This window comes from Alcanivorax sp. HI0007 (assembly GCF_001635525.1).
Lineage (GTDB): Bacteria > Pseudomonadota > Gammaproteobacteria > Pseudomonadales > Alcanivoracaceae > Alcanivorax.
Map to the genome: position 1 here is coordinate 1 of NZ_LWEJ01000015.1, position 12,439 is coordinate 12,439.

The following is a 12,439-nucleotide window of genomic DNA, read 5'->3' on the forward strand; positions in this document are numbered from 1 at the left end:
TGACAACGGGCATAAGCCGCGTCGAGCGCTGCCGAATCAGTGACCGCTCGCATACCTCGCCCGCCGCCACCGCTGAGGGCCTTGATCATCACCCCGCTGCCCTGCAACGACGCCATGAACGCCCTCGCCTCTTCCAGCGACACCGCCTGCGCGGTGCCCTGCACCAGCGGCACCTGGCAGCGGGCGGCCAGCGCTCGGGCCGCCGCCTTGTCGCCAAACAGTCGCAAGGTGTCCGCCCCCGGCCCGATCAAAGTGATGCCCGCTTCGGCACACTGGTCGGCAAAGTCCGCATTCTCGGCCAGAAAGCCATAACCCGGATGAATCGCCTCGCAACCCTGCTCCCTGGCAACCGCAATCAGCTGCGCCCCGTCCAGGTAGGCCGGCACCCCCCGCCCGGGCAGCGCTACCGCCGTATCCACCTGACGGGTGTGCAGGGACGCCTGATCATCCTGCGCAAACACTCCCACGGAACGAACCCCCAGATCCGCACAGGCATTCGCAATACGAATGGCAATCTCGCCACGGTTGGCAATCAGGATGGCAGAAAACGGCACGGGCACGGCGGACTCCAGTCTTTGATTCGACGGCAAAGACCACAGTGTAGCCAGTTGGGCTTATCGATGGCATTGATCAGAGTGCATGGTGAACCATGCATTGGGTTAATGCAGATTTGTCGGGATAACAGGCACAGGGAAAGCGCTGGACCCCGTTACCCCATTTTCCTGAGGGTCCCCGCAATGGCACCCCTAACGGATAAAGGACCTGGGGCTGTACCCGCAGTGAAAACCGAAGGGCACATGGTTTCTCAGCGGCACTACAGCCACTTCGTCCAGGGTGCGGGCATCGAAGATGACCACTTCGCTGCTGTGATCACGGGCATCATAGACCATGCTCACCAGCCAGCCTTCCTGGTTGTCGTCTTCGTCACGGGGAGCCACGTGCATGGCTTCAGAGGTATACCGGCCTTCACCCAGTGCGTGGGTTTTTACCTTGCCGGTTTGCAGATCAATCCGTTCCACGCCATCGAAGAAGGTGGAGTCATCGCCCATCATGCAGGCGGCATACATGACGGAGGTGGGCTGGGTGGTGTAGCGGTGATCCCACTGGGGAAACTCGCCGCCCAGTGCCTCCTTGTATTCGTTGGCCTCAATCGTGCCACTGTGGAGATCCAAGCGGTAACGCATGAATCGCCCGGCAGAGGTATCGCCCTTGCTGTGGAGCACATTACGCAGCTGCTCGTTCACGGAAAAATCTTCGTAGCGGGTCAGGTCCACCTCGATGTTGCCATCGTCCGCTTCCCAGGCATTGGAGAAATGAATGGCCACGAAGGGATCGTCCACGGTGAACACCTTCTCCACCTGGAAATCCGCCGTGCGCACCACATAGATTTTCATGTCCAGTTCCGGGCGCCAGGCAATGGCTTGATCGAAGGGAATCAAGCCGGCCAGCCAGGGCATCGGTGACTTCATGGCAATGGGGGACTGGAAGAAGATCATGTAGTTTTCGGTGAGCGCGAAGTCGTGACAGAAGCTGAGAAAATCCACCTCAAAGGAGCCCTTCTCAACCAAATGCCCGGAGGGCGCGATCTTGTAGAGATCAATGGCGCCCTTACCAATCAGCGCTCCCTTCGGATTGAACGACGGACGAATGCCGAAGTTGTAATAAATCCCGGTGCGTGGATTCACCTTGCCGTGGGCACTGAAGGTATTGAACTTGCCCAGCTTGCCGTCGTAATCGTACTCGCCAATGGTATCCAGGGTGGCCGGGTCCAGTTGCCAGGGGCGGCCCCCTTCCCATAACGCCAGCAGCTTGCCGCCGTGGTAAACCAGATTGGTATTGGCGCAGTTGGCCGGCAGGCGGCCCATGTTTTTGCGGATGCCACCGGGGGCATTGTGGCCGAAGCTTCGCATGACGATTTTGTTGGCCCTGGTTTCCGCCAGGTACTTGGGCGTGCGCACATAACGGTTGCGGTAGACCACACCGTCACTCGTGAAGGACACGGAATGCAGCATGCCATCGCCATCAAACCAGTGACCGAACTCCTGCCCACCGATCTGGTTGCGCCCCGGGCCGATACGGAAAAAGGTGCCGCTAACCGCATCCGGGATAGCGCCCTTCACTTCGTTGAGAGGAACAAGGTAATCCAGCTCTTCATTCAGCGCTTCAAAACCACCGTGATGCGTTACCGGCTTACCGGGAGACGTCCGTAGCGAACTCACTTCTGCCGTCATGGGATAACCCCTGCATTTTTTTGTCAGAGTTCCCTTTCTAAGCCTCGCTGGGATGGTGTGCAAGGTGGGTTAAACAGCTAATTGTTTGGTGTTTCACTATTTGGATGATGGGGGGGGTTGGGATGGACGGTTGTGCTGTTGGATACGAGGGAAGACCTGACCACCGTGATCCTTGGTAATTCATGCGTGTCGTTGGTTTCTGCCATTTCACTGACAGATTTCATTCATCGAGATCTCATATTCAAATCCTGAATAATACTGCTTACTAACATAAATAGTTTGCTTCTGTGAACACCTTCCATGGCCTACATAACGTATGAATTTGACGTCTGTATGATCGCTACAATCAACACACTCAAAACCATGAAACAACAGCTCCGCAGCACCGCCCATTCCTCCTTTCCCACTAGTGTCATTAACAGCTCTGATAAATTCATTAAACTCCGCCAATGACTCGAAGCGAGCTTCATAGTTCGGGTTAACATACGTGATATATGGTCCCCATCCCCCCTCAGTCTCTTTCCGACTTTGATTTATCCATGTTCCTGGAATAGCCAGCGCGAAAGAATCTGAAACAAGGCTTATTGGAACATCTACAAGATTGAATGGGAGCCAGAACATAAAGAGTCCGCCAAACTCTGAATCAGTTGTTGCAGCATCACCAAACCATAGAAAATTCTGTTGTGTAGCAGCATAAAGGCCCGGAGCCATTACCTTATATCGTGCGCTGTTAACGCTTTTCTCAGTTCCATCTTTGAAATAAACAGACTTTGTCGCGCATCCGGACAGAAGCATAAGCGTAAAAGAAACCAGATAAATTAACTTTCGCAAGATATCCCCCAATTCATGCGTGTCCCCGATTACTATTCTTTCTTTTTATCGGCGGGTTCCCCCGCGCAGACAACCCGTGTCCCAGCGATCATGTCATGAAACCCTTTCTGCTCCCGGGAAACAAGCACGGGAATAAAGAGGAAGACATTCAGAGACACCACCAGCGAGAACAGCAAGCAGCGGCGGAACCATTGAAAGCCGGATGGAGGCTGGCCGGTTTGCGCATCCACAACCTTCAAGCCAAATAGCCGTTTCCCCAGATGCAGACCTGTCAACCAGTACACAAAGAAGCCCAGGGGTATAGCCAGCAGCATCAGGGCTTCAGCAGGCATGAAACCTGCCACTAGCCCGGCGTCCACGGCGATTTTATTGCCTAGCATGATCACGCCTGCAACCAGCACCAAATCAATGATGAATGCCGGGATCCTGAGCAGCGCTGTCTTCATTTCCATATGCCGATTCCTTTTTATTCTTTGTTCAAGACAATAAAAAGCCCGGCGACGCCGGGCTCGTTGTTAACTATTCACTATTAACTGTTAACTGTTTTTATTCAACCGTCACCGACTTCGCCAGATTCCTCGGCTGATCCACATCGGTGCCGCGCAAGACAGCCACGTGATAGCTGAGCAGCTGCAGCGGCACGGTGTAGACGATGGGGGCAATGGTTTCCGGCACGGCGGGCATGTTCAGCACGTGGATGCCTTCGCCTTCTTTCACGTGGGCGTGCTTGTCGGCGAACACGTAGAGCTCACCACCGCGAGCCCGGACTTCCTGCAGGTTGGATTTGAGTTTTTCCAGCAGTTCGTCGTTGGGTGCCACGGAGACCACCGGCATTTCGCTGTCCACCAGCGCCAGGGGGCCATGCTTCAGTTCCCCGGCGGCGTAGGCTTCCGCATGGATGTAGGAAATTTCCTTGAGCTTGAGCGCACCCTCCAGGGCCACCGGGAAATGCACGCCACGGCCCAGGAACAGGGCGTGGTGTTTTTCCACGAAGGCTTCTGACAGTTTCTCGATGGATTTATCCAGAGCGGCGGCTTGTTCAATCAGGTTGGGTAGCTGGCGCAGTTCTTCCAGGACCTTTTCAATCTCGTCGTCGGCCAGGCCTTTTTGACGCCCCAGGGCCAATACCAGCATCAACAGGCCCGCCAACTGGGTGGTGAAGGCCTTGGTGGAAGCCACACCGATCTCTGGACCCGCCTTGGTGAGGAATACCAGCTCGGATTCACGTACCAGGGAGGAGCTGTCCACGTTGCATACCGCCAGGCGACCCACGTAGTTGGGTGACTGGGTGTCGCGCAGGGCAGCCAGGGTATCGGCGGTTTCACCGCTCTGGGAAATGGTGACGAACAGGGTGCCTTCCGGAACCACATGGTTGCGGTAACGGAATTCACTGGCCACTTCCACCTGGCAGGGAATACCGGCAATGTCTTCCAGCCAGTAACGGGCCACCATGCCGGCGTGGTAGCTGGTGCCGCAGGCCACGATCTGTACGGTTTTCACCTTCTCGAAGATGGCCGTCGCCTTTTCGCCAAAGGCATCGATCAGGGTCTCCGGGCTGTTGATGCGATCCTCGAGGGTTTTCTGGATGGCCGCCGGCTGCTCGAAGATTTCCTTCTGCATGTAGTGGCGGTATTCGCCTTTTTCTGCGTCTTCGTGGGTGCCATCGAATTCGTGGGTGTCGCGGCTGGCCGCTTGGCCTTGCGCATCCACAATGCGGATGCTGTCGGTGCTGATTTCCGCCTGGTCGCCCTCTTCCAGGAAGATGAAGCGGTTGGTCACCGGCAGCAGCGCCAGCTGGTCGGAGGCGATGTAGTTCTCGTCGATACCCAGGCCAATGACCAGGGGGCTACCGGAACGCACAGCCACCAGCTTGTGGGGCTCGTCCTTGTGGATCACGCCCAGGGCGTAGGCGCCGTCGAGTTTTTTCACCACTTGCTGGACGGCGGTAAACAGATCCACACCGGTGGCCAGCACCTGATGCAGCAGGTGCACGATGACTTCGGTGTCGGTTTGCGACTGGAAGGCGTAACCGGCAGCTTCGAGTTCGTCTTTCAGTTCCTGGAAGTTTTCGATGATGCCGTTGTGTACCAGGGCCAGATCGCTGCCGGACATGTGCGGGTGGGCATTGGCTTCCGAGGGCTTGCCGTGGGTGGCCCAGCGGGTGTGCGCAATGCCGGTGAAACCGGTGGTTTGCTCGTCCACGGTGGCGCTTTCCAGACCGGCCACCTTGCCCTGTCGGCGCACCCGGGTAATACCGGAATCATTGAGCAGCGCCACGCCGGCGCTGTCGTAGCCGCGATATTCCAGGCGCTTGAGGCCAGTGATCAGGATATTGGTCACATTACGCTGGGCAATGGCCCCGACGATTCCACACATGTTGGTTTCCTTGAATATTGCTTGCCGGCCGTGTCTACAGGTTCACTGCCGTATCTATTCGCCATGCAAGCATGGCTCCAACGGATTCGGTTACTTCTTTTGCGGACGTTTCCAGTCGCTCACATTGCGCTGCTGGCCACGGGCAACGGCCAGGCCGTTGTCGTCCACGTCCTTGGTGATGGTGCTGCCGGCGCCCACGGTGGCATTTTCGCCGATGGTGACCGGTGCCACCAGTGACGAATTGGAACCGATGAAGGCACCGTCTTTCATTACCGTCTGGAACTTGTTGGCGCCATCGTAATTGCAGGTGATGGTGCCGGCACCCACATTCACGCCTTTGCCGATCTGGCTGTCGCCGATGTAGGTCAGGTGGTTCACCTTTGAGCCTTCGCCTACATAGGACTTCTTGGTTTCCACAAAGTTGCCGATCTTGGCCTTGTCGGCCAGTTCCGTGCCTGGGCGCAGGCGGGCGTAGGGGCCGATGGTGCATTGCTCACCGATGATGGCGCCATCCAGCAGGCTGTTGGCTTCAATGACGGTGCCGGCACCTATATTGGTATCGCGGATAATGCAGTTGGGGCCGATGACAACGCCTTCTTCGATGGTCACGTCACCTTCCAGCACCACGTTCACATCGATGATCACGTCGCTGGCGATCTGCACGCTGCCGCGCACGTCCAGACGGTTCGGGTCACGGAGGGTGACGCCGTCGCGCATCAGGGATTCGGCCTGGGCCAGCTGGTAGAGTCGCTCCAGGCGGGACAACTGCACGCGATCGTTGATGCCATCCACTTCCCAGGCAAATTCCGGCTGCAGGGTTTCCACGGAGAGCCCGGACTGCACCGCCATGGCGATGACGTCGGTCAGGTAGTATTCGCCCTGGGCGTTGTTGCTGGACAGTTTCGGCAGGCAATCTGCCAGGAAGCTGCGGGTGCAGGCCAGGATGCCGGTGTTGATTTCCGGAATACCCAGTTCCGCTTCACTGGCATCTTTCTGCTCGACGATACGCTGCACATTGTTCTGGCCATCACGGACGATACGGCCATATCCGCTGGGGTCGTCCAGGGTCAGGGTCATCAGTGCCAGGGTCTGGTCATCCACGCACTGAACAAATTCTCGCAGGGTTTCCGGACGGATCAGGGGCACGTCGCCGTACAACACCAGGACGGTATCTTCCCTCACCAGGGGCATGGCCTGGGCCACCGCATGGCCGGTACCCAGTTGCTCGGCCTGCTCGGCCCATTGCAGGTGATCGCCTTTGACGACGCTCTTTACCTTGTCGCCACCGTGCCCATACACGATGACCGTATTATCGGCGGCCAGGCTGGTGGCGGCATCCACCACATGCTGGACCATGGCCTTGCCGGCCACTTGGTGCAGCACCTTGGGCAAGGCACTCTTCATGCGCGTGCCTTTACCGGCGGCGAGAATGACAACTGCAATTGACCCTGAACTCATAGCGCGTCCTTTTTGTTTTGCCTATCAACCAGTGCAACCATTTCACTACATCATGGTGCCGGTGTCTTTGTGACAGAAACAAAAAAGGGTAGCACTTGGCTACCCCCTCTGTGTTGAAGATTTGCAAAAGTTGCTTACCGGCCTTTTTTCTTCAACTGTTGGATTGCGCGCAACTGGGCCACGGCCTCGGCCAGGGTAGCGGCGGCACGGGAGTAATCCATTTCGGAATTCTTCCCTTCCAGCGCTTCTTTGGCACGCTGTTTGGCCTGCTCGGCAGCGGCTTCGTCCATGTTGTCGGCGCGATCTGCGGTATCTGCCAGCACTGTCACCAGCTTCGGCTGCACTTCCAGGAAGCCGCCGGATACGTAGAACACTTCTTCGTCACCATTCTGCTTCTTCACCCGTACCGGACCCGGCTTGAGCCGGGTCAGCAGCGGGGCGTGGCCCGGCATGATACCGAGATCGCCTTCCACACCGGAGGCCACCACGATCTCAACCAGACCGGAGAACAGCTGGCGTTCTGCACTAACAATGTCGCAATGCACGGTCATCGCCATTTGCTTGTCTCCCGGTGCAGGTTACTTGCTACGCTTGTTGTAGGCTTCTACAACTTCGTCGATGGAGCCCTTCATGTAGAAGTCCTGCTCCGGGATGTGATCGTAATCACCGTCAAGGATGCCCCGGAAGCCCGCGAGGGTGTCTTTCAGGGAAACATACTTGCCCGGGGAGCCAGTAAATACTTCGGCCACGAAGAACGGCTGGGACAGGTAACGCTCGATCTTACGAGCACGGGCAACGATCATCTTGTCTTCTTCAGACAGTTCGTCCATGCCCAAGATCGCAATGATGTCCTTCAGTTCCTTGAAGCGCTGCAGTACGGACTGCACGCCACGGGCCACGTCGTAGTGCTCCTGGCCAATCACCAGCGGATCCAGCTGACGGGAGGTGGAATCCAGCGGGTCGATCGCCGGGTAGATACCCTTGGAGGCGATGTCACGGCTCAGTACCACGGTCGCATCAAGGTGAGCAAAGGTGGTTGCCGGAGACGGGTCAGTCAAGTCATCCGCAGGAACATATACGGCCTGAACGGAGGTGATGGAACCGGTCTTGGTGGAAGTAATACGCTCCTGAAGAACGCCCATCTCTTCCGCCAGGGTCGGCTGGTAACCTACCGCTGAAGGCATACGGCCCAGCAGTGCAGATACTTCGGTACCGGCCAGGGTGTAACGGTAGATGTTATCCACGAAGAACAGAACGTCGCGGCCTTCATCACGGAACTTCTCGGCCATGGTCAGACCGGTCAGCGCCACACGCAGACGGTTACCTGGCGGCTCGTTCATCTGGCCGTATACCAGGGACACCTTGTCCAGTACGTTGGAATCCTTCATTTCGTGGTAGAAGTCGTTACCCTCACGAGTACGCTCACCCACACCGGCAAACACGGAGAAACCGGAGTGCTCGATCGCGATGTTCCGGATCAGCTCCATCATGTTTACGGTTTTACCTACACCGGCACCACCGAACAGGCCAACCTTACCGCCTTTGGCGAAGGGGCAGACCAGGTCGATTACCTTGATGCCGGTTTCCAGCAGTTCGTTGGTGGCTGCCTGATCCGCATAGGTAGGAGCAGCACGGTGAATCGGCATGCGCTCTTCTTCACCGATGGGGCCGGCTTCGTCGATGGGACGACCCAGCACGTCCATGATACGGCCCAGGGTCTTGGTGCCTACCGGTACCTGAATCGGCTCACCGGAGTCGGTCACGTTAAGACCACGCTTCAGACCTTCGGTGGAGCCCATGGCAATGGTACGAACCACGCCGTCGCCCAGCTGCTGCTGAACTTCCAACGTGGTTTCAGTACCGTCCACGGTGAGGGCGTCATATACCTTCGGTACGCCGTCGCGCGGGAATTCCACGTCGATCACAGCACCGATGATCTGAACAATACGACCGCTACTCATGCTTGCATCCTCTTAACTTGCGTTTTTGCCGCGTTCTTTCTACCAGCCTGCTGACAAATCAGACCGCAGCAGCACCACCAACGATTTCGGAGATTTCCTGCGTAATTGCAGCCTGGCGTGCCTTGTTGTACACCAGCTGCAGATCACGAATGATGTCGCCGGCGTTATCACTGGCCGCTTTCATCGCTACCATTCGCGCTGCCTGCTCACAGGCATTGTTTTCAACCACACCCTGATACACCTGGGACTCAATGAACCGCACCAGCAGCTCGTCGAGCAGTGCTTTCGGAGCAGGCTCGTAAATGTAGTCCCAGTGACGCTTGAACTCTTCATCTTCTGCCGGTTCCAGCGGCAGCATCTGAATGTTCTTGGGCGCCTGGGTCATGGTGTTCACGAACTCGTTGTACACGATGTACAGGCGATCGATCTCACCATTTTCGTAGGCATCCAGCATTACCTTGATGGAACCGATCAGGTCGTTCAGGTGCGGGGTATCCCCCAGACCGGACACTGTCGCTTCCACATTGCCGCCAACGCTCTTGAAGAAGCTGACACCCTTGGAGCCCACTACACAGTACTGGGCTTTGGCGCCTTGCTCTTCCCACTCTCGCGCGCTTTTGACGACATTCTTGAGCAGATTCACGTTGAGGCCACCGCAGAGACCCCGGTCGGAGGTCACCACGATGTAGCCAACGTTCTTCACTTCCCGCTCTTGCAGGTAAATGTGCCGGTATTCCAGATCGGCATTGGCCAGATGTGCAACCACCTGACGCATGCGAGTCGCGTAGGGCTTGCTTGCCGCCATACGATCCTGCGCTTTACGCATCTTGGAGGCTGCCACCATTTCCATTGCACGGGTAATTTTCTTCGTGCTCTGGACGCTGGCAATTTTGCCTTTGATCTCTTTACCGCTGGCCATAGGAAGTACCCTTTTTCAGCGAATTACCAGGTCTGGGTGGCTTTGAACTGATCGAGAGATTCTTTGATCTCGGCTTCGATCTCGCCGTTGTAGTCACCCTTCTCGTTGATTTTGTCCATCAACGCTTTCTTTTCGCTGTTCATGTAGTCCAGCAGAGCCGCTTCGAAGGCGCCGATTTTCTCGACTTCCATCCCTTTCAGGTAACCTTCGTTCGCTGCGTACAGAACAACACCCATCTCGGCAACGCTCATGGGGCTGTACTGCTTCTGTTTCATCAGCTCGGTAACGGCCTGACCATGCTCCAGCTGTTCGCGAGTGGAGTCATCCAGATCAGAGGCGAACTGGGCAAAGGCCGCCAGTTCACGGTACTGAGCCAGTGCCAGACGAATACCACCGCCGAGCTTCTTGACGATCTTGGTCTGCGCGGAACCACCCACACGGGATACGGATACACCCGCGTTCATCGCCGGACGAATACCGGAGTTGAACAGGTCGGTTTCCAGGAAGATCTGACCATCGGTAATGGAGATTACGTTGGTCGGTACGAAGGCAGACACGTCACCACCCTGGGTTTCAATGATCGGCAGTGCGGTCAGGGAACCGGTCTTGCCTTTCACTTCACCGTTGGTGAACTGCTCAACGTATTCTTCGTTTACCTTGGCGGCGCGCTCCAGCAGACGGGAGTGCAGGTAGAACACGTCACCAGGATAAGCTTCACGACCCGGAGGACGACGCAGCAGCAGGGAAATCTGACGATAGGCCCAGGCTTGCTTGGTCAGGTCATCATAAACGATCAGTGCATCTTCACCGCGATCACGGAAGTACTCGCCCATGGTACAACCGGCAAAGGCTGCCAGGAACTGCATGGAGGCCGGATCGGAAGCGGAAGCCGCAACGATGATGGTGTTGTCCATGGCACCGTGTTCTTCCAGCTTGCGCACCACGTTAGCGATGGTGGACTGCTTCTGGCCGATGGCGACGTAGACACACTTAATGCCGGAGTTCTTCTGGTTGATGATGGCATCAACCGCGACCGCCGTCTTACCAATCTGACGGTCACCAATGATCAGCTCACGCTGACCACGGCCGATCGGCACCATGGCATCGATAGACTTGTAGCCGGTCTGGACGGGCTCGTTAACCTCACGACGCCAGATAACGCCGGGCGCTACCTTTTCGACCGCATCGGTCTGCTTGGCGTCGACCGGGCCTTTGCCGTCGATGGGGTTACCCAGGGCGTCAACCACACGACCAAGCAGTTCCGGACCTACCGGTACTTCCAGGATGCGGCCGGTACAACGTACCTTTTGACCTTCGGCCAGACCCAGGTAATCACCCAGGACCACGGCACCCACAGAGTCTTGCTCCAGGTTAAGGGCCATGCCGTAGATGCCGCCCTCAAACTCGATCATCTCGCCGAACATCACGTCGGCCAGACCATGAATACGCACAATACCATCGGATACGGATACCACCGTACCCTCGTTGCGTGCTTCGGTGGAGGTATCAAGTTTCGCGATGCGCGACTTGATAATCTCGCTGATTTCGGACGGGTTGAGTTGCTGCATCTCTAATCCCTCAAACTCAAGAGTTCAGTTGCTCTGCCAGACGGTTTAGTCGGCCACGCACACTGCCATCAATTACGGTATCGCCGGCTCGCACCAGCACGCCTCCAATCAGGGACTGGTCCACAGACGTGGTGACATTCACGTCAGTGCCAAGGCGTTTCTTCAGCGCTGTTACCAGCTTCTCGGTTGCAGCGTCATCCAGATCGAATGCGGAGATAAGCTCCACATCGGTGAACCGCTGCTCCTGGGCCAGAAGCTCGTGGAACAGTTGCAGGATGATCGGCAAAAGCGGCAGACGCTTGTTTTGCGTCAGCTGGGCGATGAAATTACGCCCACTTTCGTCGAGTTCATCGCCACAGACTTCTGCAAAAGCAGAAACCTTGGCAGCGTCATCCAGTTCCGGCTGGTCAAGGTAGGCACGCATGGTGGCATCACCTGCCACTGCCGCTGCCAAGCCCAGCATCTTTTCCCACTTGCCCAGGTCACCTTGTTCCTTTGCAAAAACAAAGGCGGCCTTGGCGTAGGGGCGTGCGATGGTGGTCAGTTCAGCCATGAGTTACCCGTAGTCTCAGAGTTCAGCCGCCAGCTGCTCAAGCATCTGCTTGTGCGCATCCTGGTTAACTTCGCCAGCCAGTACCTTTTCGGCACCGCTCAGCGCCAGGGCTGCCACTTCTTTCCGCAGTTGCTCACGAGCCTGATTAACCTCTTGGTCAATCTCAGAGTGGGCTTTGGCTACCAGACGCTCACCTTCGGTGCGCGCTGCATCTTTAGCCTCTTCCACAATCTGATTAGCCCGGCGATTGGCCTGATCAATAATTTCGGCCGCCTTCTCTTTCGCTTCTTTGAGATTGGCGGTCGCCTTTTCCTGCGCCAGTTCCAGATCACGCTCTGCCCGATCCGCGGCACTCAGGCCCTCGGCAATCTTCTGCTTACGCTCATCGAGCGCCCGAGAAATCGGGGGCCAAACGAACTTCATGCAGAAGAACACAAACAGGGCAAACCAAATGGCCTGGCCAATTAGTGTCGCATTCATATTCATGCCAACACCTCAATCCGCGTTGCTTAGATTTCCCAAAATCGGGGCTTAAAAAGTAA

General features: G+C 56.8%; 12 protein-coding genes. All 12 read right to left on the minus strand.

From position 1 onward, the window contains the following. Positions 1 to 560 (minus strand): biotin carboxylase N-terminal domain-containing protein (locus tag A3714_RS01175; protein ID WP_304439022.1); only part of this gene is annotated, 560 nt, incomplete at its 3' end. A gap of 186 nt (positions 561 to 746) precedes the next feature. Continuing rightward, on the minus strand, positions 747 to 2,231 hold the full coding sequence (locus A3714_RS01180; protein ID WP_063526681.1) for a carotenoid oxygenase family protein: 1,485 nt from the start codon (positions 2,229 to 2,231) through the stop codon (positions 747 to 749). A gap of 207 nt (positions 2,232 to 2,438) precedes the next feature. Beyond that, positions 2,439 to 3,062 (minus strand): YceK/YidQ family lipoprotein, encoded by a 624-nt coding sequence (locus A3714_RS17655; RefSeq protein WP_146063395.1) that lies wholly within the window; start codon positions 3,060 to 3,062, stop codon positions 2,439 to 2,441. A 32-nt stretch (positions 3,063 to 3,094) separates the two neighbouring features. Further along, positions 3,095 to 3,514 carry an RDD family protein gene (locus A3714_RS01185; protein ID WP_063509869.1) on the minus strand — a complete coding sequence of 140 codons (420 nt, stop codon included), beginning with the start codon at positions 3,512 to 3,514 and terminating at the stop codon, positions 3,095 to 3,097. A gap of 94 nt (positions 3,515 to 3,608) precedes the next feature. Continuing rightward, positions 3,609 to 5,438, minus strand: coding sequence for a glutamine--fructose-6-phosphate transaminase (isomerizing) (gene glmS, locus A3714_RS01190; RefSeq protein WP_063509870.1), 1,830 nt, complete (start codon positions 5,436 to 5,438; stop codon positions 3,609 to 3,611). Between the two features lie 90 nt (positions 5,439 to 5,528). After that, on the minus strand, positions 5,529 to 6,896 hold the full coding sequence (glmU, locus tag A3714_RS01195) for a bifunctional UDP-N-acetylglucosamine diphosphorylase/glucosamine-1-phosphate N-acetyltransferase GlmU (protein ID WP_063509871.1): 1,368 nt from the start codon (positions 6,894 to 6,896) through the stop codon (positions 5,529 to 5,531). A gap of 134 nt (positions 6,897 to 7,030) precedes the next feature. Further along, the gene (locus A3714_RS01200; protein ID WP_062815055.1) at positions 7,031 to 7,453 is read right to left on the minus strand and encodes a F0F1 ATP synthase subunit epsilon; all 423 of its coding nucleotides are present in this window, start codon (positions 7,451 to 7,453) and stop codon (positions 7,031 to 7,033) included. A gap of 21 nt (positions 7,454 to 7,474) precedes the next feature. Continuing rightward, positions 7,475 to 8,857, minus strand: coding sequence for a F0F1 ATP synthase subunit beta (gene atpD / locus A3714_RS01205; protein WP_062815056.1), 1,383 nt, complete (start codon positions 8,855 to 8,857; stop codon positions 7,475 to 7,477). 58 nt (positions 8,858 to 8,915) lie between these two features. Continuing rightward, the gene (gene atpG / locus A3714_RS01210; protein WP_062815057.1) at positions 8,916 to 9,776 is read right to left on the minus strand and encodes a F0F1 ATP synthase subunit gamma; all 861 of its coding nucleotides are present in this window, start codon (positions 9,774 to 9,776) and stop codon (positions 8,916 to 8,918) included. A gap of 23 nt (positions 9,777 to 9,799) precedes the next feature. Next, positions 9,800 to 11,344, minus strand: a complete 1,545-nt coding sequence (atpA, locus tag A3714_RS01215) for a F0F1 ATP synthase subunit alpha (protein WP_062815058.1) — start codon at positions 11,342 to 11,344, stop codon at positions 9,800 to 9,802. A gap of 16 nt (positions 11,345 to 11,360) precedes the next feature. Beyond that, complete coding sequence (locus tag A3714_RS01220; protein WP_062815059.1) at positions 11,361 to 11,897, minus strand: F0F1 ATP synthase subunit delta; 537 nt, start codon at positions 11,895 to 11,897, stop codon at positions 11,361 to 11,363. 15 nt (positions 11,898 to 11,912) lie between these two features. Further along, entirely contained in the window at positions 11,913 to 12,383 is a 471-nt protein-coding gene (locus A3714_RS01225; RefSeq protein ID WP_062815060.1) for a F0F1 ATP synthase subunit B, read from the minus strand. Between the last annotated feature and the right edge of the window lie 56 nt (positions 12,384 to 12,439).

Excerpts from the sequence above, each read along its gene's own strand:
- glmU (WP_063509871.1), bottom strand. The coding sequence starts at position 6,896 with ATGAGTTCAGGGTCAATTGCAGTTGTCATTCTCGCCGCCGGTAAAGGC.
- atpA (WP_062815058.1), bottom strand. The coding sequence starts at position 11,344 with ATGCAGCAACTCAACCCGTCCGAAATCAGCGAGATTATCAAGTCGCGC.
- A3714_RS01180 (WP_063526681.1), bottom strand. The coding sequence starts at position 2,231 with ATGACGGCAGAAGTGAGTTCGCTACGGACGTCTCCCGGTAAGCCGGTA.
- atpG (WP_062815057.1), bottom strand. The coding sequence starts at position 9,776 with ATGGCCAGCGGTAAAGAGATCAAAGGCAAAATTGCCAGCGTCCAGAGC.
- A3714_RS01225 (WP_062815060.1), bottom strand. The coding sequence starts at position 12,383 with ATGAATATGAATGCGACACTAATTGGCCAGGCCATTTGGTTTGCCCTG.
- A3714_RS01220 (WP_062815059.1), bottom strand. The coding sequence starts at position 11,897 with ATGGCTGAACTGACCACCATCGCACGCCCCTACGCCAAGGCCGCCTTT.
- glmS (WP_063509870.1), bottom strand. The coding sequence starts at position 5,438 with ATGTGTGGAATCGTCGGGGCCATTGCCCAGCGTAATGTGACCAATATC.
- A3714_RS01200 (WP_062815055.1), bottom strand. The coding sequence starts at position 7,453 with ATGGCGATGACCGTGCATTGCGACATTGTTAGTGCAGAACGCCAGCTG.
- A3714_RS01185 (WP_063509869.1), bottom strand. The coding sequence starts at position 3,514 with ATGGAAATGAAGACAGCGCTGCTCAGGATCCCGGCATTCATCATTGAT.
- atpD (WP_062815056.1), bottom strand. The coding sequence starts at position 8,857 with ATGAGTAGCGGTCGTATTGTTCAGATCATCGGTGCTGTGATCGACGTG.